Origin of the sequence: Microbacterium sp. NPDC078428 (genome assembly GCF_044542535.1) — a bacterium.
GTDB lineage: Bacteria > Actinomycetota > Actinomycetes > Actinomycetales > Microbacteriaceae > Microbacterium > Microbacterium limosum.
Genome location: NZ_JBITUP010000006.1, coordinates 71,283 through 94,693, shown reverse-complemented (window position 1 = coordinate 94,693; position 23,411 = coordinate 71,283). Strand labels below are relative to the sequence as shown.

Genomic DNA, 23,411 nt, shown 5'->3' with positions numbered 1-23,411 from the left:
GCCCACCGCCGGAGCCATCCCCGCGGCACGACCTAGACTGGAGGCATCCCCTCGTCTACGCAAGGTTCCGTCGTGTCAAGCCCGTCCGTCCCCGCCGAGCGCTTCGCCGTGCACCACGTGCAGCTGGCCCGCGCCGGTGCCGCGGCGATCGCGGCGCTGATGATCACGTTCTCCCCCGATCACTCCGCGGCGGTCGGCCTCTCGGTGTTCAGCGGGTTCGGCATCCTCACGGCGATCGTGTTCTTCCTCGCGGCGTGGCTGACCTATCCCGCCGGCAGGCGGTGGGCGCCGCTGTCGCTCGGGGCGGTCGCGGTCATCGCCGGAATGATCGCCGGGATCGGCCCCTGGCGCACGAGCACGACCTTCTTCGTCCTCGTCATCGCGTGGGCGTTCATGTCGGGCGCGGTGGAGCTCCTCTCCGGGCTCCGCGAGCGCCGGGCCGACGCCGCGCGGCGCGGACAGGCGCGGGATGCCGTGACCGTCGGCATCCTCACCCTCGTCCTGGGCGCCGCGATGCTCGTGATCCCGGCGCAGTACGTGCTCGAGTACACGATCGACGAAGCGGGCACCTTCACCCTGACCGGGACGACGATCGCCGTCGGCGTGTTCGGCGGGTACGCCGCCATCGTGGCGGTCTACCTCGCGATCGCCGCCTTCTCCCCCCGCCCGAAGGCCGCCGGTGAGGCGGATGCCGCGGCCCCCGCGCCCGAGGAGGGCACCGCATGAGCGACCGACCCACCCGCCGCGCCCTGATGCGCCCCGTTCAGCTGCTGGGCATCGCCTTCGCGTGCGCCGTCTTCGCGGGCCTCGTCACGTTCTTCTCCGCGGGCGGCTTCCAGACCGGCGGCGGCACGAGCGTGCTTCCGCTCGCGCTCGTCGTCGCCGGCGTGACGTTCATCGGCGTGCTGCTCGGGCTCTCGCTGCTGCTCCTCGCGGTCGACCCCGCGCAGGTGGAGCGGCCCGTCGACCGCCCCGTGCTGCTGCCGGACGAGCCTGCGGACGACTCCGGCGACGGGGATGCAGCGGCATCCCCCCGCGCTCAGTAGAGCTCGGTCGCCAGCCCCGTGTAGGTCGCGGGGGTGAGAGCGAGCAGGCGCGCCTTGGCGTCGTCGCCGATCTCGAGGGTCTGCACGAACGCGGCGAGGTCGTCCGCGCCGACGCGGCGGCCGCGCGTGAGCTCCTTCAGGAGGGCGTAGGGGTCGCTGATCCGCGAGCGGCCCGCGACGACCTCGGCGCGCACGACGGTCTGGATCGCCTCGCCGAGCACCTCCCAGTTGGCGTCGAGGTCGGCCAGCAGCGCGTCCTCCGCGAGCGAGATCTCGCCGAGCCCGCGGTGCAGGTTGTCGAGCGCGAGCAGCGAGTGCCCGAACGCGACGCCGATGTTCCGCTGCGTCGAGGAGTCGGTGAGGTCGCGCTGCAGGCGGCTCGTGACGAGCGTCGTCGACAGCGACGCGAGCAGGGCGCCCGCGATCTCGAGGTTGGCCTCGGCGTTCTCGAACCGGATCGGGTTGATCTTGTGCGGCATCGTCGACGAGCCGGTGGCGCCCGCGACGGGGATCTGCGTGAAGTAGCCGAGCGAGATGTAGGTCCACACGTCGGTGGCGAGGTTGTGGAGGATGCCGCCCGCGTGACGGATGCGGTCGTACAGCTCCACCTGCCAGTCGTGCGACTCGATCTGCGTCGTGAGCGGGTTGAAGCCGAGCCCCAGCGACTCGACGAACTCCCGGGCGACGGTCGGCCATGCCACCTCGGGCGCCGCAGCGACGTGCGCCGACCACGTGCCGGTGGCGCCGGAGAACTTGCCGAGGAACTCGGATGCCGCGACCTGGTCGGCGACGCGGCGGAGGCGCCCCGCGAACACCGCGAGCTCCTTGCCCATCGTGGTGGGGGTCGCGGGCTGACCGTGGGTGCGCGAGAGCATGGCGGCGTCGCGGTGCTCGTCGGCGAGCGCGGCGACGCGGTCGATGACGGCGCGGAGGGCCGGCAGCCAGACCTCGAGCGCGGCCCGCTTGACGGTGAGCGCGTAGGCGAGCGAGTTGATGTCCTCGCTCGTGCAGCCGAAGTGCGTCAGCTCGGCGATCGCGTCGAGACCGAGCGAGGACAGACGATCGCGGACCAGGTACTCGACGGCCTTCACGTCGTGGCGGGTGACCGCTTCGCGCTCGGCGAGCCAGTCGATCTCCTGCTGACCGAACGCGAGGTAGAGGGCGCGCAGCGCGAGCTTGCTCTCCTCGGGCAGCGGTGAGGTGCCGAACAGCGAGCGATCGGTGAGAGCGATGATCCACTCGACCTCCACCTCGACCCGGGCGCGGTTGAGGCCGGCCTCCGAGAGGTGTTCGGACAGCGGGGCGACCGCGGGGCGGTACCGGCCATCGAGGGGGCTGAGCGGCTGGAAGGGCAGCGACGTCAAGACAGAGCTCCGGGCGGGGTGAGGAAAGGGGATCGCGACCCCGAGCGGAGCGCGGGCTCCAGCTGGCGCAAGAGAGACCGGGTCGCGCTCTCGATCATACCGAGCACGTCGTCGAACATCGCGGGCCTCGCGTAGTAGGGGTCGGGCACGTCGAGCGTGTGGGGCCGGGGTTCGAAGGACATCAGCAGCGCCACCTTGCCGGCATCCTCCTCGCTGGGCGCCCAGCCGCGCAGGATCCGCTCGTGGCTGCGGTCCAGCGCCACCACGAGGTCGTTCGCGGCGAACGACTCGAGGGTGAACTGCCGCGCACGATGGGTGCGACCGTCGTAGCCCTGGCGCTCCAGTGCGGCGAGCGTGCGGTGGTCCGCCTGCTCGCCCACATGCCAGTCGCCGGTCGCCGCACTGGTCGACGCGACGCGCGAGGACAGGCCCGCGGCATCCGCCATCTGCCGGAAGACGACATCGGCCATGGGCGAGCGGCAGATGTTTCCGGTGCAGACGAAGACGACGCGGAACGCCGAGGAGTCATCGGGTCGCGACATGTCGCCCATTGTGCCAACGGCAGCGGCGCGGGTCGATCCCTCCTCCCCAGATCCCGTCGCGGCTTCACGACCCCGCCCGGAGGGGCGGCACGCGAGTGCGGCTCCGACGCTCCGGAACGCTGGGAGCGTGCTCGCCTCCTACCCCCTCGATCCCGCCTCCGCGCAGCGCGCGCTCGCCGCGCTGGGCGTGGCGGAACGGCTGGCGGATGACGCGCTGGCCACCGTCGGCGAGCTGGTCGCCGCCGTGCACGGTCTCCCGGCCGAGGTGGCGTGGGAGAGCCCCGCCGGACGTGCGTTCGTCGATGCCGCGCGGCGCGCGGAGGAGGGGATGGCGGCGGGTGCCGCGGTGGCGGATGAGGTGGCCGCCGACATCGGGATGCTGCGGCGACGGCTGGCCGCCGCCGTGGACGCGGTGCGCTGACGGGCGCGCGGTCCATGGGCGACGAGATCACGATCACCTCGGGCGCCGTCGTGCAGGTGGACACGGCGAGCCTCCGCCGGGCGGCGGCGCGAGTCGCCGTCGACGCGGAGGGGATCCGCGGCGCGGCCGAGCGGGTCGCCCGCGCCGGGGAGGCGCTGTTCGACGCGTGGGCCGTGCCGGAGGCGCGTGGTCTCGCCCACCGGTGCGGCGACGCCGCGAGACGGCTCTCCACCGCCGCCGACCGGCTGGACGAGCTCGGCGGCGACCTGCGCACGGCCGCCGACACGTACGAGCTGGCGGAGCTGCGGGCGCAGTGGCTCTCGGCGGGAGACGCGGGTGACGGCTCGCGAACCCGGGAGGGCATCGAAGAACGCATCGTCGTGCTCGCCCGCCGGCTGCTGGGCGACGAGCAGATCGCCGACGCGGATGCCGCGTGGCATGCCCTGGCCCGCGCGCGCATCGAGCTCGCCGGGCGCACGCCCCGCTCGCTCGAGGCGCAGGTGGGGTTCGTCGCGGCGCTCGCCGGCGGGATCGGCGGCGCGCTGTGGGCGGGGGCGGCGATGGCGGCGCTGCGGGGCGCGATCGCCCTCCACACGTCCGCGCGCGGGACGGCTGCGCCTCGCGCCGTCCCGCCGTCGCCGCGGGCCGCCACCGTCGCACCCGCGTGGACGGCGCCGGCCCGGCCGCCCACCGGCCTGGCCGCCGCCGCGCGCCGCATCCCGGGCGGCGACGCGGCCCGCGTGAGGGTGGAGCGCTACGACCTGCCGGGAGGGCGGCGGGAGTGGATGGTGTACGTCGCCGGCACCCAGAGCGCGAGGCTGGGGGGCGCCGACCCGTTCGACATGCGCTCGAACCTGCAGCTCTACAGCGGTGAGGGGGCGGCGTCGGTCGACGCGGTCCGGGCCGCGATGGATGCCGCAGGCGTCGCCCCGGGCGAGGCGGTGCACCTGGCGACGCACTCGCAGGGGGCCATGATCGGCGTCGCGCTGGCCGGCGCCGACCCCGGTGTGCGCACCCTCATCACCTTCGGGTCGCCGGTCCCCGCGGAGGTCGCGCCCGATGTGCTCGCGATAGACGTCCGGCACGCCGACGACCCGGTCGCCGCGCTCGCCGGGCCGGCCCCCGTCGCCGCCCAGGGCTCGTCGGGCAGCGTGCAGGTGAGCCGGGTCGTCGACCCCCTGCCGCACCTCGGGGACGCGACGCTGCCGGCGCACCACATGGAGGCCTACGTCGAGACGGCGCGACTCGTCGAGGCATCCGCCGATCCCCGGCTGGCCGAGATCGAACGCCTCTGGCAGCGGCTCGGCGATGCCGAGAGGGTGACCCGCACCGACTTCTCGGCCGCGAGGGGGTCGCTCAGTCCCGCTTCTCCTTCGGCCGCAGGATGATGCCGAAGATCCAGTTGATCACCGAGATGATCAGTGCCGCGAGCACGCCCCACCAGAAGTCGCCGACGCTCAGGCCGAAGCCGAAGAACGACGTGATCCACGCCGTGAACCACAGCAGGAAGCCGTTGATGACGAGCGAGATCAGGCCGAGCGTGAGGATGTAGAGCGGGATCGCGACGATGCGGATCACCGTGCCGAGCACGCTGTTGACGATCGCGAAGATCGCCGCGACGAGCAGCAGGGTCAGCACGAGCTGCAGCGTCTCGCCGGGGGCGAAGGGCGTGACGGTCACCTGGAGCGCGGGGATGAGGGTGACGACCCAGATCGCAAACGCGTTGACGACGACTCGGACGATGAAGCGCATGGTGCGTCAAGTCTGGCACGGGGCGCGTGCGCGGCGCGAGGCATCCTGCCCCCGCGCAGCGGCCCCGGCGCGGCGAGCCGCGCTCGTACACTCGAGGGGTGACCGCCCCCGCAGAGCCCCCCGCCGACGCGCCGGTGCGCGTGCGCCCCGAGATCGCGGCGATGCCCACCTACAAGCAGGGCCGCCAGGCGGATGCCTCGGCCCACAAGCTCTCCAGCAACGAGAACCCGTTCGAGCCGCTGCCCGGCGTCCTCGAGGCGATCGCCGCGGCGACCGAGATCAACCGGTACCCGGACGCCACCGCGGGGGCCCTTCGCGCCCGGCTCGCGGCGCGGTACGGCGTCGACCTCGAGGCGGTCCACGTTGCAGCGGGATCGGTGTCGATCCTGGCCCAGCTGATCGCCGCGACGGCCGGCGCCGGCGACGAGGTGCTGTACGCGTGGCGCTCCTTCGAGGCCTACCCCCTGCTGGTGACGGTCGCGGGCGCGACGAGCGTGACCGTCCCGGTCGGGCCCGACGGGCGGCACGACCTCGCGGCGATGGCGGCGGCGGTGACGCCGCGCACCAGGGTCGTCCTGGTCTGCAGCCCCAACAACCCGACGGGGCCCGCCGTGCGCCGCGCCGAGTTCGAGTCCTTCCTCGCCGCGCTGCCCTCCGACCTGCTCGTCGTCCTCGACGAGGCGTACGCGGAGTTCGTGACCGATCCGGAGGCGGTCGACGGTCTCGGGCCCGCGGGGTATCGCGACCGCCCGCAGGTGGTCGTGCTGCGAACCTTCTCCAAGGCCTTCGGGCTCGCGGGACTGCGCATCGGCTACGCGATCGGCCATCCCCGCGTGCTCGACGCGGCGCGGGCCACGGCCATTCCGCTGTCGGTGACGGCGCAGGCCGAGCGGGCGGCCCTCGCGAGCCTCGAGGTGGAGCCCGCGCTGCGTGAGCGCGTCGCGGCGCTCGTCGAGCGACGGGACCGGCTCGTGGCGGGCCTGCGGGAGGCCGGATGGCGGGTGCCCGACGCGCAGGGGAACTTCGTCTGGCTCGCCACGGGCGAGCAGACGATGCAGGTCGCGGCTCGCTTCGACGAGGCGGGTCTCATCGTCCGTCCGTTCGCCGGCGACGGGGTGCGGATCTCGGTCGGAGCGGACGAATCTGTCGACAGCGTCATACGGATCGCGGCATCCGTTGTGGAGGGTCTACCCGAGGGTCACCCGGCGAGGGCATTAGCGTAGGGCAGGTGATCCCGCTCGAAGCCCCGGATGTCGTGCGCGTGCTCGCGCCCGACGGAACCCTCGCGCCCACGGCCGCCGCGGAGCGGTACCTCCCGCTGGTGGAGGCGCTGACCGATGCCGACCTCGAAGGCTTCTACCGCGACATGGCGACCGTGCGCGCCTTCGACAGGGAGGCGACGAACCTCCAGCGGCAGGGGCAGCTGGCCCTGTGGCCGCCGAGCTTCGGGCAGGAGGCGGCCCAGGTGGGGTCGGCGTACGCCGCGCGGCGGCAGGATCACCTCTTCCCCTCCTACCGCGAGCACATCGTGTGCATGATCCGCGGCGTGGACCCCGTCGACATCATCCGCGTCATGAAGGGCCTCACCCACGGGGGGTGGGATCCCACCGACCCGAAGAACGGGAACACCCACATCTACACGCTCGTGCTGGGGTCGCAGACGCTGCACGCGGCGGGGTTCGGGATGGGGCTCGCGTTCGACGGGCGTTGCGGCACGGGAGACCCCGAGCGCGACGAAGCCGTCATCGTCTACTACGGCGACGGCGCCTCGAGCCAGGGCGACGTGCACGAGGCGATGGTGTTCGCCGCCAGCTACAACGCCCCGCAGGTGTTCTTCCTGCAGAACAACCAATGGGCGATCTCCGTCCCCGTCTCGACGCAGTCGAAGGCCCCCCTGGTCGATCGCGGGCGTGGGTACGGGATGCCGAGCGTGCAGATCGACGGCAACGACGTGCTGGCGAGCTTCGCGGTCACCCGCGCGAGCCTCGACGAGGCGCGAGGCGGCGCCGGCCCCCTGGCGATCGAGGCGGTGACCTATCGCCGCGGCGCGCACACCACGAGCGACGACCCGACGAAGTACCGCACTCCGGAGGAGGAGCAGGCCTGGGCGCTGCGCGACCCGATCGAGCGCATGCGGGCGTACCTGCGGGGCCGCGGGGCATCCGACGCCTTCTTCGACGGCGTGGAGGAGCACTCCCGCGCGGTGGCCGAGGATGCCCGCGTACGCACCCTCGAGCTGGGGGTACCCACGCACGAGGCGATGTTCGCGCACGTGTACAGCGAGCCGCATCCGCTGATCGACGAGCAGCGCCGTTGGCTGCGCGACTACGAGGCGTCGTTCGAGGAGACGGGCCGATGAGCGCACCCACCACGATGCCGTTCAGCCGCGCCCTCAACGCCGGCATGCGGCGCGCCCTCGAGGACAACGACCGCGTGCTGCTGATGGGTGAGGACATCGGTCCCCTGGGTGGCGTCTTCCGCGTCACGGAGGGCCTGCAGGCCGACTTCGGCGACCGCCGGGTGATCGACACCCCGCTCGCGGAGTCCGGGATCGTCGGCACCGCCATCGGCCTCGCGATGGCCGGGTTCCGGCCCGTCTGCGAGATCCAGTTCGACGGCTTCGTGTTCCCCGCCTTCGACCAGATCACCACCCAGCTGGCCAAGTTGACCAACCGCCACGAGGGCGCGCTGCGCATGCCCGTCGTGATCCGCATCCCCTACGGGGGCCACATCGGTGCGGTCGAGCACCACCAGGAGAGCCCCGAGGCGTACTTCACGCACACGCCCGGTCTGCGGGTCGTGAGCCCGTCCACGCCCAACGACGCCTACTGGATGATCCAGGATGCGATCGCGAGCGACGACCCGGTGGTCTTCCTCGAGCCCAAGAGCCGCTACTGGCAGAAGGGCGAGGTCGACACGAGCGCCCGCGCGCTGCCGCTGCACGCGAGCCGGATCGTGCGCCGCGGCACCGACGTCACCCTCGTCGGGCACGGGGCCATCGTGACGACCCTGCTGCAGGCCGCGTCACTCGCCGAGGCGGAGGGCGTCAGCTGCGAGGTCGTCGACGTGCGCTCGCTCTCCCCCGTCGACTACGGCCCGATCCTCGACTCGGTGCGCTCGACCGGCCGCATGGTCTACGCGCAGGAGGCACCCGGCTTCACGAGCCTCGGCAGCGAGGTCGCCGCGACCGTCATGGAGCGCGCCTTCTACTCGCTCGAGGCGCCCGTGCTGCGGGTGTCGGGGTTCGACACCCCCTTCCCCGCGGCGAAGCTGGAGGGAGCGTACCTTCCCGACGCCGACCGCATCCTCGAGGCCGTCGACCGCACGCTCGCTTACTGAGAGATCGACCGATGACTCCGCTCGCCACACAACACTCCGGAAGAACGGTGCTGCGGGCGTCGCCGAAGCGCTGCGGCAGCCGTCAGAGCCCCGTGTCTCCGGAATGTTGTCCACGTACCCCCGAGAGGATCCACCGATGAGCACGCAGACCTTCCTGCTCCCCGACGTCGGAGAGGGCCTGACCGAGGCCGAGATCGTCTCGTGGCGCGTCGCGCCCGGCGACGAGGTCGCGGTCAACGACGTGATCGTGGAGATCGAGACCGCGAAGTCGCTCGTCGAGCTGCCCTCGCCCTTCGCCGGCGTCGTCGGCGAACTCCTCGCCTCCGAGGGCGACACCGTCGAGGTGGGTGCGCCGATCATCACGATCGGCGCCGCGCGGGGAGGGGCGGACGCGCCGGACGATGCCGCCGCGGCACCCGAGCCCGCGGAGGAGAGCGGCTCCGTGCTCGTCGGCTACGGCGGGGGCGGACACGTGAGCTCCCGCCGCCGCAAGAAGGCCGAACGCCCCGTCGCCGCGTCGGTGGGCGTCGTCGCGAAGCCCCCCATCCGCAAGCTTGCGAAGGACCTCGGCGTCGAGCTCTCGTCCGTCGAGCCCTCGGGCCCGGCCGGCGAGGTCACCCGCGAGGACGTCGTTCGCCACGCCTCGCAGGCGAGCGTGTTCCGCAACATCGAGACCCCCGAGTGGGGGGCCGTGCGCGAGGAGACGATCGCCGTTCCCGTGGCGGAGCCCGCGGCATCCGCCCCTGCCTCACGCGTGACGGACGACGCGCGTGAGGAGTCGATCCCCGTCAAGGGCGTGCGCAAGGCGACCGCCACGGCGATGACCAGCAGCGCGTACACGGCGCCGCACGTCTCGGTCTGGGTGGACGTCGACGCCACGCGGACGATGGAGCTCGTCAAGCGGCTGAAGGCCTCGCCGGACTTCGCCGACACCAAGGTCTCGCCGCTGCTGATCATGGCTCGCGCCGTGATCTGGGCGGTGCGGCGCACGCCGATGGTCAACGCGGCCTGGGTCGACGCGGAGGGGGGCGCGCAGATCCGCGTGCACCACTACGTCAACCTCGGCATCGCGGCCGCGACGCCCCGGGGCCTGCTCGTGCCGAACATCAAGGATGCGCAGGCGCTCAACACCCGCGAGCTCGCGCGCGCGCTCGAGAAGCTCACCCTCACGGCCCGCGAGGGCAAGACGAGCCCCGAGGACCAGCGCGGCGGCACGATCACGATCACGAACATCGGCGTGTTCGGCGTCGACGCGGGAACCCCGATCATCAACCCGGGTGAGGTCGGGATCGTCGCTCTCGGCGCGATCCGTCAGAAGCCGTGGGTCGTCGACGGCGAGGTGCGCCCGCGCTGGGTGACGACCGTGTCGGGCTCGTTCGACCACCGCGTCGTGGACGGCGACGGCATCTCGCGCTTCATCGCCGACGTCGCGTCGGTGCTCGAGGAACCCGCGCTGCTGCTCGACTGACCCGCGCGCGGGCCCGCGTCCTCGTGCTCACCTGTCGCATTCCGACGGTGCGGCGCCGCGCGGGCAGCGTGTTGTGACAGGGGAGCGGGTGGGGGAAGCCTGTTAAGTTGAGAACGATAATCACTAGAGGATAAGCTGACGGCGTGACCCGATACCGCCGCATCCTGCCCCTGTTCGCTCTCCCCGCCGCGTCGGCGCTCGTCCTCGCGGGCTGTGCCGGGGGGACGGATGCCGCCGGCCCCGGCGACGACGCGATCACGGTCGTCGCCTCGACCAACGTCTACGGCGACATCGCCCAGCAGGTCGTCGGCGACGTGGAGGGCGTCGACGTCGAGTCGATCATCACCTCCGGCGCGCAGGACCCGCACGACTACGAGCCGAGTGCGCAGGACCAGCTCACCGTCTCGCGCGCCGATCTCATCATCGAGAACGGGGGCGGATACGACTCGTTCATCGATGCCCTGATCGACTCCAGCGGCACCGACGCGCACGTGATCACGGCCGCGGAGTCCTCGCACGACTGGCCCGGGGAGGACGGCGGCGACTCCCACGACCACTCCGAGGAGGAGCACTCCGAAGAGGAACACGCGGCCGAGGAGGGGCACGACCACTCCGGTCACGACCACATCGAGGGCTTCAACGAGCACGTCTGGTACGACCCGCACACGATCGAGCACGTCGCCGAGCACATCGCCGAGGAGCTCGGTGAGCTGGTCCCGGCCGAGGCCGACACCTTCCTGGCCAACGCGGAGCAGTTCGCCGCCGAGATCGCGGGGCTCGAGGAGTCGCTCGCGATCATCGCGAGCGAGAACGCGGGGGCCGCGGTGTTCGTGACCGAGCCGGTGCCGGTCTACCTCGTCTCGGCTGCGGAGCTCGAGAACGTGACCCCGGAGGCCTTCAGCGAGGCGGTCGAAGAGGGCCAGGACGTGCCCCCGGCCACGCTCCTCGAGGCGCTCGGCCTCCTCGAGTCGGGCGACGTCCGCGTCGTCATCGCCAACGCGCAGACGGGCGGGGCGGAGACGACGCAGGTGATCGATGCCGCCGAGACCGCCGGCATCCCGGTGATCGAATTCACGGAAACGCTCCCCGAGGGCCAGACTTACATCTCGTGGATGCAGGAGAACATCGAGGCGCTCGCCGGCGCACTGGCGGAGTGAGCTCAGCGCGCCCCCTCGAGATCTCCGGTGCGGCGCTGCGGCGCGGCGAGCGCACGATATGGTCGGGCCTCGATCTGTCGGTCGAGCCGGGCGAGTTCGTCGCCGTGCTCGGCCCGAGCGGCTCCGGCAAGACCACGCTCCTGCGCGCGATCCTCGGCCTGGAGCGCCTCACCGAGGGCGCCATCACCGCCCTCGGTGAACCCGTGCGCCGGCCGGGCAATCGCCGCATCGGCTACATCCCGCAGTCCCGGCCGCTCCCGCGCGACGCGGCGCTGCGGGGCCGTGACCTCGTCGCGCTCGGGGTGAGCGGCCATCGCTTCGGGCCTCCCATCCCGCGTCGCGCCGATCGCGAGCGCGTGGACGCCCTGCTCGACGCCGTCGATGCCCGCGGGTTCGCCGACCGGCCCGTGGGCCAGCTCTCCGGCGGAGAGCAGCAGCGGCTCCGCGCGGGCCAGGCGCTCGCCGACGACCCGCGCCTGCTGCTCTGCGATGAGCCGCTGACGAGCCTCGACCTCGCCAACCAGCAGTCGGTCATCTCGCTCATCGACCGTCACCGGCGGGAGAAGGATGCCGCGGTCCTCTTCGTCACGCACGACATCAACCCCGTGCTCGGCAAGGTGGACCGCATCCTCTACCTCGCGAACGGCCGCTTCACGCTCGGCAGGCCCGACGAGGTGCTCACCTCCCGCGTGCTCACCGATCTGTACGGCGCCCCCGTCTTCGTGCTCCGGGCGGGCGACCGCCTCGTCGTGGTCGGGGCCCCGGATGCCGAGGCCTCCCACCATCACCACGAGCACGAAGCCGGGGACCACGCATGAACTGGGCCGACGTGTGGGAGGCGATGTTCGGCGGGCTGCCCTACTACGGCGAGATCCTCGCGCTCGTGTCGAACTCGGTCGTCGCGGGTGCGGTCCTCGGTCTCGTCGGCGGCCTCATCGGCGTCTTCATCATGCAGCGGGACATGGCCTTCGCCGTGCACGGCATCAGCGAGCTGTCGTTCGCGGGCGCGGCCGCCGCGCTGCTGATCGGCGTGGACGTCGTGACGGGCTCGATCGTCGGGTCGCTCGTCGCGGCGGGCATCATCGGCTGGCTCGGAGCCCGGGCCCGCGATCGCAACTCGATCATCGGCGTGCTGATGCCGTTCGGACTGGGCCTGGGCATCCTGTTCCTGTCGCTCTACAACGGCCGCACGGCCAACCGCTTCAGCCTCCTCACGGGGCAGATCGTCTCGGTGCAGTCCGACCAGCTGGGATGGCTGATCGGGATCGGGGCCTTCGTGCTCGTGGGGCTCGTCATGATCTGGCGCCCGCTGCGGTTCGATTCGCTCGACCCGCAGTCGGCTGCCGCGCGAGGAGTGCCGACGACCGCCGTCTCGTTCGCGTTCATGCTGCTGCTCGGGCTGATCGTCGCGGTCGCGGTGCACATCATCGGCGCGCTGCTGGTGATGGCCCTGCTCGTGACGCCCGCCGCGGCGGCCATGCGGATCGCGTCGGGACCGATTGCTGTGCCGGCGCTGGCTGCGGTCTTCGGCGTCGTCTCGGCGGTCGGCGGCATCCTGCTCGCGATCGCCGGCACGCTGCCGGTCAGCCCGTACATCACGACGATCTCCTTCGCGATCTACCTGGTCTGCCGGCTCGTCGGCGCGCGGCGCGGCTCGCCCTGAGAGCCCCGCGGATGCCGCGGCGCCGGGCCGCAGGCGGGCGGGGCGGTCCAGCCGCCGCCAAGGTGCGCCGTCCTAGACTTGGGGGCGATCGCGTTCGCGGTCGGCTCTCGGAGGTGGCAGATGGCCCAGCGCAACACGTGGCAGCGTGACGCCGTTCGCACGGCGCTCGACGGCTCCCGTGGGTTCGTCAGCGCGCAGTCGCTGCATGCCGCCCTCCGCGAGGGCGGGACGGGCATCGGGCTCGCGACCGTCTACCGGGCGCTGGCCGACCTCGCCTCCACCGGCGAGGCGGACAGCCTGCAGAGCCCCGAGGGCGAGAGCCTCTATCGCGCGTGCCGCATGCAGGCCCACCACCACCACCTCATCTGCCGCTCCTGCGGGTCGACCGTCGAGATCGAGGCGGATGCCGTCGAACAGTGGGCCCGGGGCACGGCCGCCCAGCACGGCTTCACCGACGCGGAGCACATCGTCGACATCTTCGGCACCTGCGCATCCTGCGCGGACGCCCGGGCCCGCGAGCGTGTCGCAGACTGAGCGCACGGGCACGCGCCGCCCCGACCACTCCTCGTCCGCCTCGCCGGCGCGCTCCGCCCGGCTCCACGCGCGATCCACCGTTCCGGTGATCGGCGGCGCGATCGGCCTCGCGGCGATCGCGGTGCTCGTCGCGATCGACGTGTGGGCGCCGGGCCTCTTCCAGGCATCCCTGCCCACACGCGCCCAGGACGGCTTCACCCTCGGGCTCAGCGTCCTGATCGAGTCGCTGCCGTTCATCGCGCTGGGGCTGATCCTCTCGATCGTCGTGCAGGTGTGGGTGCCCGCCGGGCTCATCGAGGTGTGGATGCCGCGGCGTGCCTGGGCTCGTCGGGCGGTGCTCTCGCTGCTGGGCATGTTCCTCCCGGTCTGCGAATGCGGCAACGTCCCGCTCGCGCGGGGGCTGCTCATCCGCGGCTTCTCGGTGCCCGAGACGCTCACGTTCCTCGTCGCGGCGCCGATCGTGAACCCGATCGTGATCCTCACCACCCACCAGGCCTTCGGCTGGGACGGCGGCATCCTCGTGGCGCGCCTGCTGGGCGGATACGCGATCGCCAACCTCATCGGATGGCTGTACAGCCGGCACCCCGACCCGGACGGCATGCTCACGGATCGCTTCCGCGCCGAGTGCGCCCACGATCACCACCTCCATGGCAACCGCGTGCAGCGCAGCCTCGAGGTCTTCGTCCGCGAACTGCGCGCCGTCATGCCGGCGCTCGTCATCGGCTCCGCGATCGCCGGGGCCATCCAGGTGCTCATCCCCCGCGACGTGCTGATCGCGATCGGGTCCAACCCGGTGCTGTCGATCGTGGCCATGATCCTCCTCGGCCTCACGGTCGCGATCTGCTCCAACGTGGACGCCTTCTTCGCGCTGTCCTTCGCGTCGACCTTCACCCCCGGGTCGATCGTCGCCTTCCTGCTGGTGGGCCCGCTCGTGGACGTGAAGATGCTCGCGCTGCTGCGCACGACCTTCACGACGCGCACGCTGGCCGGGATCGTCGCCGTCGTCATCGCTTCCGCGTTCGCGATCGCCGTGGGGGTGAACCTCCTTGCCTAGGGGCAGCGCGCTCGGCATGCGGTGGCTCGGCGTCGGTCTCGCCGCGGCGCTGGCCGTCGTGACCCTGGGCCTCTGGGTCACCGGCCGCATCGGGCTGTACATCAACCCCGACTCGGCATGGTGGGCGGTGGCGATGTCGGCCGTGCTCCTCGTCCTCGCGGTCGCATCCTGCGGCGTGCGCATCGAGGACGACGCGGAGCACGAGCACGAGCACGACGACCCCGGGTCGGAGACCGCGGACCCCGCGGAGGCCGCCCCCGCGGGCGGGCTCCGCCGTTCGCGCCCCCGCCCCGCGGCGTCCCCCGCGCCCCGCCCCCTCCTCGGCGCAGTGGCCTCGGCCGCGGGCGGCGTGATCGCATCGGCGTTCGTGCTGCTGGCGATCGCGACGCCCCCGGCATCCCTCTCGTCCGAGCTCGCTCTCGCGCGCACGTCGGGAGCGGCGCCGGTGCTCTCCACCTCGGCCACGCTCGCCCTGGCCAGCTCCGACGACACGTCGAACTTCGGCATCGGGGAGTGGGCCTCCGTGATCGCGACGACGACCGACCCGACGCGCTTCGTCGGCGAGCCCGCGAGCCTCGTGGGCTTCGTCTCTTCGACCGGCGACACCGACGGCTTCTCACTCACGCGCCTGGTCATCGTGCACTGCGTCATCGACGCCCAGTCGGCGAGCGTGCCGGTCTCCGGGACGGCGGGGACAGACGACCTCGAGGACGGGCAGTGGGTCGAGGTGCGGGGCGCGTTCTCGCGTTCGGCGAGCGGCGGACTGGTGCTCGAGCCGGTCGATGTCGAGCCCGTCGACGAGCCGGAGGACCCGTATGAGTACTGAGCGCCCCACCCGGCGCGCGCTGCGAGGCCGCCGCCCGGGGGCGACGTTCGGGCGCTCGCTCGCGGTCGTGCTCGCGGCCCTCGTGCTCGTCGGCGGCGTCGGAGCGGCCGTCAGCCTCACGCAGGGCCCGAGGGCGGGCGCCGCCGCGGTCGATGCGCAGGCGGTCGCGGCGGCGGCGGGCCAGCGCGTCGTGTTCACGACGAACCAGCCGCTCGCCCCGGTGACGGCGGGCCAGGTGTCGGTCGAGCCCGATGCCCGGTTCACGATCGCCGCGTCGGGGCGCAACATCGCCGTGCAGTTCACCTATGCGCTCGATCCCGACACCGAGTACACGGTGCGGATCGACGACGTCACGGGCGCGAGCGGCGGTCCCGCATCCACGCTCCGGCACACCTTCACGACGGGGACGCCGCCGCTGTTCGTGCTGCAGCGGCAAGACGACGCCGATGACGCGATCTTCTCGACGAACCTCGCCGGCGACCGCGCGGTCCCGGTCTTCACCGACGAGCAGATCGAGGACTACCGCGCGTCGCGCACCGCTCTCGTGGTCCAGACGACGGATGCCGCGGGTGCCGCGCGGCTCGTGACGACGGGTCTGGACGGCTCGGAGCCCACCGAGCTGGCGCTGCCCGGGGAGGGCACGATCGCGGGGCTCCAGGTCGCCGATCAGGGCGGATTCGTCGGCTACACGTACACCGATCTCGATATCTCGGCGTCGGGCGGCATCGAGTCCACGCTCTTCATCGCGTCGCTCTCCGAGCCCGGAGCGGACCCCGTCGCGATCGACGTGGGGGAGGATTCGCGCGTCGTGCAATGGGCGTTCGTGCCGGAGACGTCCGCCCTGATCGTGCTGACCTTCGACGGACAGCTTCGTCTGGTCGACACGGCGGACCTCGATGCGGAGCCGGTGCTGCTGGGGGGCGCGCTCGCGCTGTCGGGCATCGAGAGGGGCACGGCCCGCGCGATCGTCGAGCGCACCGAGGGGACGGTCGTGATCGATCTGACCGATCTCTCCGAGGAGCCGCTCGTCGCGGCCGACGGCGCCGAGTCCCTCGGCATCCCCGGGCCGGTGACCCCCTCCGTGGCGGGGTCGACCCTGCGCACCTTCACCCGCATGGGCGAGGACGGGTTCCCCGCGGCCCAGTCGGTCGTGAGGGTCGACGCCGACGGAGCAGTCACGCCGCTGCTCGAACTCGCCGGTCCGGGGGATGCCGTGATGCAGACCTGTGCGTCGCCGAGCGGTCGCTACGCCGCGGTCATCGTCACCCCCGACCTCGTGTCCAACACCTACGACACGTACACGCGCCCCCTTCCCACCCGCATCGAGACCCACATCATCGACACCCGCGACGGCGAGGGCGTCACGGTGATCGAGGGGACGGACATCTCGTGGTGCCAGGTCGCGATCTAGCGCAGACGCGACCGGCCGAGCGCGCCGACCTGCGTGCGAGCGCCCTCGAGGTCGCGCCGACGCTCCTCGGAGCAGTGCTGATCACGAGTCTCGCCGACGGAGAGGTGGCGCTGCGGGTGACCGAGGTCGAGGCCTATCACGGGCTCGGAACGGGGGCCGTGCCCGACCCCGGATCGCACGCGCGGATGGGACCGACCGCCCGCAACGCGACGATGTGGGGCGAGCCGGGTCACCTCTACGTCTACCTGAGCCACGGCATCCATTCCTGCGTGAACGTCGTCTGCGGCCCCGCGGGGGTGGCGGGCGGGGTGCTGCTGCGCGCCGGGGAGGTGATCGCGGGATCCGACATCGCCCGGCGGCGCCGCACCCTCCGCGGCGTCGTTCGCGCCGATCGGGATCTCGCGCGAGGTCCCGGCCGGCTCGGGGATGCCGTGGGACTGCGGCACGTCCTGCACGACGGGATCGACGCGATCGAGGGGGTGCCGCTCGGCGGTGCGACCGCGCGCCTGCTGCTTCCCGCGGCTCCACCGGCGTCGGTGGTGTCCGGACCGCGGGTGGGCGTGGCGGGTGTCGCGGGTGGGCACGAGTACCCGTGGCGGTTCTGGATAGAGGGCGATCCCACGGTGTCGGCGTTCCGCTGGGGGCGCGGTGCGGGCCCGACGGCCGTCTGATCGGGGCGGGCCGTCGTTCAGCGGTCACCCGACCCCGGTCGGCGCGACACGCCCGGCGTGCTAGTATTGGCGATTGTCTGTGCGCACTCCAGCGCGCAGTTCGCGTGTCACCCCACTCGTTCGTTCTACGACCGGTCCTCCGGGCGTGGGTCACCCGTGCGGCGAGACGCAGACAAGGGATCTTGGGTGGAGCCGTCCGGCTTCACGGTACAGAAGGAGACACCATGGCCGCAGTGTGCCAGGTGACCGGCGCTGTTCCCGGCTTCGGTCACAACATCAGCCACTCGCACCGACGGACCAAGCGCCGCTTCGACCCGAACGTGCAGAAGAAGACCTACTTCGTTCCCTCGCTGGGACGCAAGATCACGCTCAACGTGTCCGCCAAGGGCATCAAGGTGATCGACGTCCGCGGCATCGAGTCGGTCGTGAAGGATCTGATCGCGAAGGGCGTGAAGCTGTAATGGCGAAGAAGGCTCAGGACGTTCGTCCGATCATCAAGCTGCGTTCCACCGCCGGCACGGGGTACACCTACGTGACGCGCAAGAACCGCCGCAACAACCCCGACCGCATCGTGCTCAAGAAGTACGACCCGGTGGTCCGCAAGCACGTCGAATTCCGAGAGGAGCGCTGATCTCATGGCGAAGAAGAGCAAGATCGCGCGCAACCAGCAGCGTCAGGCCGTCGTCGACCGCTACGCCGCCAAGCGCGCCGAGCTGAAGAAGGCCCTGGTCGACCCGACCTCGACCGACGAGCAGCGCGAGGCCGCCCGTGTCGGCCTGCAGAAGCTGCCCCGCAACGCGTCGCCGGTGCGTCTGCGCTCGCGCGACGTGATCGACGGCCGCCCCCGCGGTGTGCTGACGAAGTTCGGCATCTCGCGCGTGCGCTTCCGCGACATGGCGCACCGTGGCGAGCTGCCCGGCGTGACCAAGTCGAGCTGGTAAGCACCGCGTCATCCACGCAGTCACGGGCGGGTCTCCTTCGGGGGCCCGCCCTTCTGCGTGCGCCGTGACGCCCCGTGGCGGCCAAGGTGAGTCACTCGCGTAACTTTGGTCACTTCTGTCACACGCAACACGCGCGAGGACGCCGAAAACCCGCGGAAATACGCGGAACATGACACGTGCGGGGTAGATTCGACGCGGTCGATCGACCAGCCGGGCACTTCGGGCCCGGTCAGTGAACGAGGCGGCGGACGAGCCGCCGCTGGAGGTAACCCCCATGGCAGACAAGTCCATCACCAAGACCGAGCTCGTCGCGAGCATCGCCAGCGCCACCGGCGAGAGCCAGGCCACGGTCTCGCGCGTCGTCGACGGTCTGTTCTCCACCGTCTCCGAGGCCGTTGCCAAGGGCACGAAGGTCTCGATCCCCGGCTGGATCTCGTTCGAGCAGGTCGACACCGCCGCTCGCACGGGCCGCAACCCGCAGACCGGCGCGGAGATCAAGATCGCCGCCGGCAAGCGCGTCAAGGTCACCGCCGGCTCGAAGCTCAAGGCCGCCGCGAAGTAATCGCCGACGCCGCACGAAGGGGGATGCCGCGGCCGCGGCATCCCCCTTCGTCGTGAGGGTCGGCTCCCACGCCCCACGCGCGCCTGGCCGCCTAGGCTGGTGCGGTGAGTCCTCGATCCCTGCGCGTGGCCGGCCCGGCGATCCTCGTCGTCTCCGCCCTCGCCGCGGTCCTCCTCGGGCTCGCCTACGGCGGCGGTGCCGCCCCGCTCGACATCGGCGATCCCGGGCCCGTCGTGCGCTGGGGGCTGCCGGTGGCGGATCTCCTCGTCAACCTCGGCGCCGCCGTGATGGTCGGCTCCCTCGTGCTCGCCCTCTTCGCGCTCCGCGCGGGGCAGCGGGAGTTCGATCTCGCGCTCGACGCGGCCTCGATCGGCGCGGCCGTCTTCACCGTGGCCGCGGGGACGACGGCCTACCTCAACTTCCTCAACGCGTTCAACGCGACCCCGAGCGCCGACGCCGTCTTCGGACAGCAGCTCGGTCGATACCTCCTCGACCTCGAATTCGGCCGCGCGTGGCTGCTGACGACCCTCGCCGGCGCCGTCGTGACGGTTCTCGCGTTCGCCGTGCGCACGTGGACGCCGACGCTCCTCGTCGCGCTCCTCGCGATCGCGGCGCTGGTTCCGATGGCCACCACCAGCCACGACGGGGCCGCGGCGAACCACAACGCCGCCGTGTCGTCGCTCGCGCTGCACATCATCGGCGCCGCCGTCTGGCTCGGCGGGCTGCTCGTGCTCGTCGTGCTGCGGCCGGTCATGCCGGGCCCCGCCTTCACGGCGGTCCTCCGCCGCTATTCGTCGATCGCCCTCGTCGCGTTCATCGTCGTCGCCCTTTCGGGCTACACCCGCGCCGCCCTCGCGCTGGGCATCTGGAGCGAGCTGGCGACGCCCTACGGCGTGCTGATCGTCGTAAAGGTCGCGGCCCTGGTGGCGATCGGCGTGCTCGCGGCCTCCTACCGCGGACGGCTCATCGCACGCATCGCGGATGCCGGGGCCGCCCGGCTCTTCTGGGGGCTGATCGCGCTGGAGCTGGCGTTCATGGGCATCGCCAGCGGTGCGGCCGCGGCGCTCGCCCGCACCGCGTCGCCCATCGGCGAGGACCCGATCATCGATCCCACCCCCGCGGAGTACCTCACGGGCGCCCCGCTGCCGCCTCCTCTGGATGCCGCGCGATGGATCACGGCGTGGGAGCCCGACCTGCTCTGGTCGCTGCTGTGCGGCTTCCTGCTGTTCTTCTACCTCGCGGGCGTGAGGCGCCTGCGTCGGCGCGGCGACCAGTGGCCGGTGGCGCGCACCGTGTCGTGGGTCGCGGGAGTGCTCGCGCTCTTCTGGGTGACCAACGGCTCGGTCGCCATTTACGAGCAGTACCTCTTCAGTGCGCACATGGTCGGCCACATGCTCCTCACGATGGCCATCCCGCTCATGCTCGTGCCCGGGGCGCCCGTCACCCTGGCGGCGCGCGCCATCCGCAAGCGCGACGACGGTACGCGCGGCGGGAGGGAGTGGATCCTCTGGGCGGTGCACTCGCCCGTGGCCCGCATCCTGACGAACCCGTTCATCGCGGCGGCGCTCTTCGTCGGGTCGCTGTGGATCTTCTACTACACCGACCTGTTCCGCTGGTCGCTCTACGACCACACCGGTCACATCTGGATGGTGCTGCACTTCCTCATCACCGGATACCTGTTCGTGCTGACCCTGATCGGCATCGACCCCGTGCCGTACCGCCTTCCCTACGCGTTCCGGCTCGTGCTCCTGATCGGCGTCATGGCGATGCACGCGTTCTTCGGTATCTCGATCATGATGCAGTCGGGGCTCATGCTCGCCGACTGGTTCGGGTCGATGGGCCGCGACTGGGGGGTGACGCCCCTCGAGGACCAGTACGTCGGGGGCGGCGTGGCATGGTCGGTCGGAGAGATCCCCACCCTCATCCTCGCGATCACCGTCGCGATCCAGTGGAGCCGGTCGGACGAGCGCACGCAGAAGCGCCAGGACCGCCAGGCGGATCGCACGAACGACTCCGAGCTCGACGCCTACAACGCGCGGCTCGCGGCCCTGGCCGAGCGCGACGCGCGCACCGCCCAGCGCACGCCCTGAGGATCGAGCGGATGCCGAGGGTGGGCGCCGGCGGTCAGCCGGCGCCCACCCGGATCGACACCGATCCGTCGGGCTGGAGCGAGATCGCGGCATCCAGCGTGAACGGCACGTCCTCGTCCACCTCGCGGATCGTGCCGTCGAACAGCGATCGCACGTCGACGAGCAGGTGCGCCGCCGCGGTCGTCGGGGGCATCACCCAGTCGGCGCCCGAGGGCTCGAGCGTGACGGTCGGGTACTCGCTGATCGACCACTCGGGAAGCGTCACGATGCGGTTCTGGACGACGTAGCCGAACGGGCACGCCGTGGGCTGGAGCACCTGCTGCGTCGCGCACTCGTCGAGGAACGCATCGACCTCGTCCTGCACGACCCGGATGAATTCCTCTGTCGGCTCAGCCGCGACCCGGACGGGCACTTGGACGAGGGGAACATCCGCCACGACGTCGACGCCCGGGGTCTGTGCGATCGGGGTGTCCACGCCCACCCGGTAGCGCCCCGGCGAGAACACCAGCAGGGGCACGGTCGCCGCGGGGTCGACATCCGCGCCCTCCGCGGCCACCTGACGCTTGTCGATCTCGAAGCCGTTGACGGTGAAGCTCATCGAGCCCGACACCTGCAGATCGAGCACGGCGAGGGGGCTCTGAGCGAAGCGCCACCGCGGGGCGACGCCGATCCACCCGTCCTGCTCGACGAGGAACGTCGACCGACCGTAGTGGTCGCCCGTCCGGTATCCGACGGTCACCTCCACGCCCTCCGGGACGGTCTTCTCCGAGATCGCGTGGATGTCGTCGATCGAGCTGAGCGCCGCGGAGCGCAGGAGGGCCTGCGAGGCGAACGGGTTCATCCCCGCGTCTTCGAGTGCGGCCGACGAGACGCGCACGCCGGGCACCGCGAGCGCGTCGGCGGCCGACCCCTCCGCGAGGAGCGAGACGTAGCGCTCGACGAACGCCGACGGTCCGTAGAAATGGCGGTAGAGCGAGAGCCCGGCCGCGACGAGCGCGGCGACCAGGAGCATCCCGATGACGACCATCAGGGCCACATCGCGACGCAGGCCGGACCGGTGACGCCGCCCACGGGGGCGCTCGCGCACACCGGTAACCGCCCCCTGATCCACACGGGAAGTCTAAGCGGGCATGGGTGCACGCCGCCGAGAACGCGGGGCGCGCGGCATCCCGCATAACATGTTGCGGTGACCACGCCGCCCCTCTCCGCCGAGCAGGAGGCGCTCTTCCGTCGCATCGAGGACACTCGGGATCACATCTTCGTCACCGGTCGTGCCGGCACCGGGAAGTCGACGCTGCTGCAGCACCTGTCGGCCCACACGTCCAAGCAGATCGCCGTGTGCGCTCCGACGGGTGTGGCCGCCCTCAACGTCGAGGGGCAGACGATCCACTCCCTGTTCCGCCTGCCGATCGGGCTCATCGCCGACCAGGAGCTCGAGCAGCCCGAGGCCACGCGGAAGATCCTCGGCGCCATCGACACGCTCGTGATCGACGAGGTGTCGATGGTCAACGCCGACCTCATGGACGGCATCGATCGATCCCTCCGGCAGGCGCGGGGACGACGGGCCGAGCCCTTCGGCGGCGTGCAGGTCGTCATGTTCGGGGACCCCTTCCAGCTGGCGCCGGTGCCGCCCCGGGGAGACGAGCTCGCGTACATCCGCGACCACTACCGCTCCTTCTGGTTCTTCGATGCGCACGTGTGGGCGGGCCACGACGGGGGAGAGGCGGCGGGCGACACGCTCGGAGGCCTCGATGCGCTCGGCCGCTACGGTGCGCAGCTGCACATCCACGAGCTCAGGACGATCCACCGGCAGTCGGATGACGGCTTCAAGGCGATGCTCAACGCGGTCAGACACGGGCGGGTCACGGCGGACATCGCCGGCGTGCTCAACGACATGGGATCGCGCACGCCGCCGAATCCGGGGCCGACCGAGACCCCCATCATCACGCTGGCCACGCGCAACGACATCGTCAACGCCATCAATCGGCGCCACCTCGACGCGCTCCCCGGCACCGCCCAGACCGCCAACGCCGAGATCATGGGGGACTTCGGTCGCGGCGAGGGTGCGTACCCGGCGGATGCCGAGCTGAGGCTGAAGGTCGGCGCGCAGGTGATGTTCCTGCGCAACGACGTCGGCGCCTACGGCGACCCGCCGCGCTGGGTGAACGGGTCGATCGGCACGGTCACCCGGATCGCGGGCGGCAGCGTCCGCGTGGACCTCGACGGCGAGGAGCACGACGTCGAACCTGCCGCGTGGGAGAAGTACCGCTACAGCTACTCGCCGCTGTCGAAGAAGATCACGCGCGAGGTGGTGGCGGAGTTCCACCAGTTCCCGCTTCGGCTGGCCTGGGCCGTGACGATCCACAAGTCGCAGGGCAAGAGCTACGATCGCGCGGTCATCGACCTGGGTTCTGGGGCGTTCGCGCCCGGGCAGACCTACGTCGCGCTCAGTCGTCTCACCTCGCTCGACGGGCTCTACCTCTCGCGTCCGCTCCGCCCGAGCGACATCCGCGTGGATCCCGACGTGCAGCGCTTCCTCGCCTCGCGTCGTGCGCCGCAGGCGGGGTGAG

At 71.9% G+C, this 23,411-nt stretch carries 26 protein-coding genes; 22 read left to right on the top strand and 4 right to left on the bottom strand.

The window, feature by feature from the left end; translation table 11 throughout:
* The first annotated feature begins 72 nt into the window (after positions 1-72).
* Both ACIGCK_RS11835 and ACIGCK_RS11830 read left to right on the top strand, forming a co-directional pair.
* Positions 73-726 carry an acyl-CoA synthetase gene (locus tag ACIGCK_RS11835; RefSeq protein WP_396666324.1) on the top strand — a complete coding sequence of 218 codons (654 nt, stop codon included), beginning with the start codon at positions 73-75 and terminating at the stop codon, positions 724-726.
* A complete protein-coding gene (locus tag ACIGCK_RS11830) occupies positions 723-1,046 on the top strand; it encodes an amino acid transporter (RefSeq protein WP_396666323.1) in 324 nt (107 codons plus the stop codon). The genes ACIGCK_RS11835 and ACIGCK_RS11830 overlap by 4 nt, the downstream gene beginning before the upstream one ends.
* Here the strand turns inward: ACIGCK_RS11830 and purB are convergent.
* Both purB and ACIGCK_RS11820 read right to left on the bottom strand, forming a co-directional pair.
* Positions 1,040-2,410: an adenylosuccinate lyase gene (gene purB / locus ACIGCK_RS11825; protein ID WP_396666321.1), complete on the bottom strand. Its 1,371-nt coding sequence runs from the start codon at positions 2,408-2,410 to the stop codon at positions 1,040-1,042. The genes ACIGCK_RS11830 and purB overlap by 7 nt on opposite strands.
* Complete coding sequence (locus ACIGCK_RS11820; RefSeq protein WP_396666319.1) at positions 2,407-2,961, bottom strand: low molecular weight protein-tyrosine-phosphatase; 555 nt, start codon at positions 2,959-2,961, stop codon at positions 2,407-2,409. Before ACIGCK_RS11820 ends, purB begins: the two co-directional genes overlap by 4 nt.
* Before the next feature lie 118 nt (positions 2,962-3,079).
* Here ACIGCK_RS11820 and ACIGCK_RS11815 point away from each other — a divergent pair, with 118 nt between their 5' ends.
* On the top strand, positions 3,080-3,373 hold the full coding sequence (locus tag ACIGCK_RS11815) for a hypothetical protein (RefSeq protein WP_330170712.1): 294 nt from the start codon (positions 3,080-3,082) through the stop codon (positions 3,371-3,373).
* Between the two features lie 14 nt (positions 3,374-3,387).
* Positions 3,388-4,761, top strand: a complete 1,374-nt coding sequence (locus ACIGCK_RS11810) for a hypothetical protein (RefSeq protein WP_396666317.1) — start codon at positions 3,388-3,390, stop codon at positions 4,759-4,761.
* On the opposite strand, the gene ACIGCK_RS11805 is transcribed toward ACIGCK_RS11810, so the two are convergent.
* Positions 4,730-5,125 (bottom strand): phage holin family protein, encoded by a 396-nt coding sequence (locus ACIGCK_RS11805; protein WP_330170710.1) that lies wholly within the window; start codon positions 5,123-5,125, stop codon positions 4,730-4,732. The genes ACIGCK_RS11810 and ACIGCK_RS11805 overlap by 32 nt on opposite strands.
* A 161-nt stretch (positions 5,126-5,286) precedes the next feature.
* Here ACIGCK_RS11805 and ACIGCK_RS11800 point away from each other — a divergent pair, with 161 nt between their 5' ends.
* From ACIGCK_RS11800 to ACIGCK_RS11720, 17 genes are all read left to right on the top strand, one after another.
* Complete coding sequence (locus ACIGCK_RS11800) at positions 5,287-6,348, top strand: histidinol-phosphate transaminase (RefSeq protein ID WP_396666475.1); 1,062 nt, start codon at positions 5,287-5,289, stop codon at positions 6,346-6,348.
* Positions 6,349-6,353: 5 nt separating this feature from the next.
* The gene (locus ACIGCK_RS11795; RefSeq protein ID WP_396666315.1) at positions 6,354-7,484 is read left to right on the top strand and encodes a thiamine pyrophosphate-dependent dehydrogenase E1 component subunit alpha; all 1,131 of its coding nucleotides are present in this window, start codon (positions 6,354-6,356) and stop codon (positions 7,482-7,484) included.
* The gene (locus ACIGCK_RS11790) at positions 7,481-8,464 is read left to right on the top strand and encodes an alpha-ketoacid dehydrogenase subunit beta (protein ID WP_396666314.1); all 984 of its coding nucleotides are present in this window, start codon (positions 7,481-7,483) and stop codon (positions 8,462-8,464) included. The genes ACIGCK_RS11795 and ACIGCK_RS11790 overlap by 4 nt, the downstream gene beginning before the upstream one ends.
* Positions 8,465-8,600: 136 nt before the next feature.
* A complete protein-coding gene (locus ACIGCK_RS11785) occupies positions 8,601-9,932 on the top strand; it encodes a dihydrolipoamide acetyltransferase family protein (protein WP_396666313.1) in 1,332 nt (443 codons plus the stop codon).
* 143 nt (positions 9,933-10,075) lie between these two features.
* On the top strand, positions 10,076-11,089 hold the full coding sequence (locus ACIGCK_RS11780; RefSeq protein ID WP_396666311.1) for a metal ABC transporter solute-binding protein, Zn/Mn family: 1,014 nt from the start codon (positions 10,076-10,078) through the stop codon (positions 11,087-11,089).
* Positions 11,086-11,907 (top strand): metal ABC transporter ATP-binding protein, encoded by an 822-nt coding sequence (locus tag ACIGCK_RS11775; RefSeq protein WP_396666309.1) that lies wholly within the window; start codon positions 11,086-11,088, stop codon positions 11,905-11,907. The genes ACIGCK_RS11780 and ACIGCK_RS11775 overlap by 4 nt, the downstream gene beginning before the upstream one ends.
* Complete coding sequence (locus ACIGCK_RS11770; protein ID WP_396666307.1) at positions 11,904-12,752, top strand: metal ABC transporter permease; 849 nt, start codon at positions 11,904-11,906, stop codon at positions 12,750-12,752. The genes ACIGCK_RS11775 and ACIGCK_RS11770 overlap by 4 nt, the downstream gene beginning before the upstream one ends.
* Positions 12,753-12,872: 120 nt before the next feature.
* Complete coding sequence (locus ACIGCK_RS11765; protein WP_330170702.1) at positions 12,873-13,286, top strand: transcriptional repressor; 414 nt, start codon at positions 12,873-12,875, stop codon at positions 13,284-13,286.
* A complete protein-coding gene (locus tag ACIGCK_RS11760) occupies positions 13,273-14,340 on the top strand; it encodes a permease (RefSeq protein WP_396666305.1) in 1,068 nt (355 codons plus the stop codon). Before ACIGCK_RS11765 ends, ACIGCK_RS11760 begins: the two co-directional genes overlap by 14 nt.
* On the top strand, positions 14,333-15,166 hold the full coding sequence (locus tag ACIGCK_RS11755) for a DUF1980 domain-containing protein (RefSeq protein ID WP_396666304.1): 834 nt from the start codon (positions 14,333-14,335) through the stop codon (positions 15,164-15,166). Before ACIGCK_RS11760 ends, ACIGCK_RS11755 begins: the two co-directional genes overlap by 8 nt.
* Positions 15,156-16,577, top strand: coding sequence for a hypothetical protein (locus ACIGCK_RS11750; RefSeq protein WP_396666303.1), 1,422 nt, complete (start codon positions 15,156-15,158; stop codon positions 16,575-16,577). The genes ACIGCK_RS11755 and ACIGCK_RS11750 overlap by 11 nt, the downstream gene beginning before the upstream one ends.
* Positions 16,559-17,248, top strand: a complete 690-nt coding sequence (locus ACIGCK_RS11745; protein WP_396666474.1) for a DNA-3-methyladenine glycosylase — start codon at positions 16,559-16,561, stop codon at positions 17,246-17,248. Before ACIGCK_RS11750 ends, ACIGCK_RS11745 begins: the two co-directional genes overlap by 19 nt.
* Before the next feature lie 224 nt (positions 17,249-17,472).
* Entirely contained in the window at positions 17,473-17,709 is a 237-nt protein-coding gene (gene rpmB, locus ACIGCK_RS11740) for a 50S ribosomal protein L28 (protein WP_251454689.1), read from the top strand.
* A complete protein-coding gene (rpmG, locus tag ACIGCK_RS11735) occupies positions 17,709-17,879 on the top strand; it encodes a 50S ribosomal protein L33 (protein WP_029145259.1) in 171 nt (56 codons plus the stop codon). The genes rpmB and rpmG overlap by 1 nt, the downstream gene beginning before the upstream one ends.
* A 4-nt stretch (positions 17,880-17,883) precedes the next feature.
* Positions 17,884-18,189 (top strand): 30S ribosomal protein S14, encoded by a 306-nt coding sequence (gene rpsN, locus ACIGCK_RS11730; RefSeq protein ID WP_330170698.1) that lies wholly within the window; start codon positions 17,884-17,886, stop codon positions 18,187-18,189.
* 274 nt (positions 18,190-18,463) lie between these two features.
* Positions 18,464-18,751: an HU family DNA-binding protein gene (locus tag ACIGCK_RS11725; protein ID WP_396666301.1), complete on the top strand. Its 288-nt coding sequence runs from the start codon at positions 18,464-18,466 to the stop codon at positions 18,749-18,751.
* Positions 18,752-18,855: 104 nt separating this feature from the next.
* Positions 18,856-20,841, top strand: coding sequence for a cytochrome c oxidase assembly protein (locus ACIGCK_RS11720; protein WP_396666299.1), 1,986 nt, complete (start codon positions 18,856-18,858; stop codon positions 20,839-20,841).
* A gap of 34 nt (positions 20,842-20,875) precedes the next feature.
* Here the strand turns inward: ACIGCK_RS11720 and ACIGCK_RS11715 are convergent, their stop codons facing one another.
* Positions 20,876-21,952 carry a hypothetical protein gene (locus ACIGCK_RS11715; RefSeq protein WP_396666297.1) on the bottom strand — a complete coding sequence of 359 codons (1,077 nt, stop codon included), beginning with the start codon at positions 21,950-21,952 and terminating at the stop codon, positions 20,876-20,878.
* Between the two features lie 75 nt (positions 21,953-22,027).
* On the opposite strand from ACIGCK_RS11715, the gene ACIGCK_RS11710 reads away from it, so the two are divergent.
* A complete protein-coding gene (locus tag ACIGCK_RS11710) occupies positions 22,028-23,410 on the top strand; it encodes an ATP-dependent RecD-like DNA helicase (RefSeq protein ID WP_396666296.1) in 1,383 nt (460 codons plus the stop codon).
* The last annotated feature ends 1 nt before the right edge of the window (position 23,411 follow it).

What these genes read in the sequence shown, in the direction of transcription:
- ACIGCK_RS11820 (WP_396666319.1), bottom strand. Translation starts at nt 2,961, where the DNA reads ATGGGCGACATGTCGCGACCCGATGACTCCTCGGCGTTCCGCGTCGTC.
- ACIGCK_RS11790 (WP_396666314.1), top strand. Translation starts at nt 7,481, where the DNA reads ATGAGCGCACCCACCACGATGCCGTTCAGCCGCGCCCTCAACGCCGGC.
- ACIGCK_RS11765 (WP_330170702.1), top strand. Translation starts at nt 12,873, where the DNA reads ATGGCCCAGCGCAACACGTGGCAGCGTGACGCCGTTCGCACGGCGCTC.
- ACIGCK_RS11810 (WP_396666317.1), top strand. Translation starts at nt 3,388, where the DNA reads ATGGGCGACGAGATCACGATCACCTCGGGCGCCGTCGTGCAGGTGGAC.
- rpsN (WP_330170698.1), top strand. Translation starts at nt 17,884, where the DNA reads ATGGCGAAGAAGAGCAAGATCGCGCGCAACCAGCAGCGTCAGGCCGTC.
- ACIGCK_RS11805 (WP_330170710.1), bottom strand. Translation starts at nt 5,125, where the DNA reads ATGCGCTTCATCGTCCGAGTCGTCGTCAACGCGTTTGCGATCTGGGTC.
- ACIGCK_RS11830 (WP_396666323.1), top strand. Translation starts at nt 723, where the DNA reads ATGAGCGACCGACCCACCCGCCGCGCCCTGATGCGCCCCGTTCAGCTG.
- ACIGCK_RS11800 (WP_396666475.1), top strand. Translation starts at nt 5,287, where the DNA reads ATGCCCACCTACAAGCAGGGCCGCCAGGCGGATGCCTCGGCCCACAAG.
- rpmB (WP_251454689.1), top strand. Translation starts at nt 17,473, where the DNA reads ATGGCCGCAGTGTGCCAGGTGACCGGCGCTGTTCCCGGCTTCGGTCAC.
- ACIGCK_RS11770 (WP_396666307.1), top strand. Translation starts at nt 11,904, where the DNA reads ATGAACTGGGCCGACGTGTGGGAGGCGATGTTCGGCGGGCTGCCCTAC.
- ACIGCK_RS11785 (WP_396666313.1), top strand. Translation starts at nt 8,601, where the DNA reads ATGAGCACGCAGACCTTCCTGCTCCCCGACGTCGGAGAGGGCCTGACC.
- rpmG (WP_029145259.1), top strand. Translation starts at nt 17,709, where the DNA reads ATGGCGAAGAAGGCTCAGGACGTTCGTCCGATCATCAAGCTGCGTTCC.
- ACIGCK_RS11725 (WP_396666301.1), top strand. Translation starts at nt 18,464, where the DNA reads ATGGCAGACAAGTCCATCACCAAGACCGAGCTCGTCGCGAGCATCGCC.
- ACIGCK_RS11750 (WP_396666303.1), top strand. Translation starts at nt 15,156, where the DNA reads ATGAGTACTGAGCGCCCCACCCGGCGCGCGCTGCGAGGCCGCCGCCCG.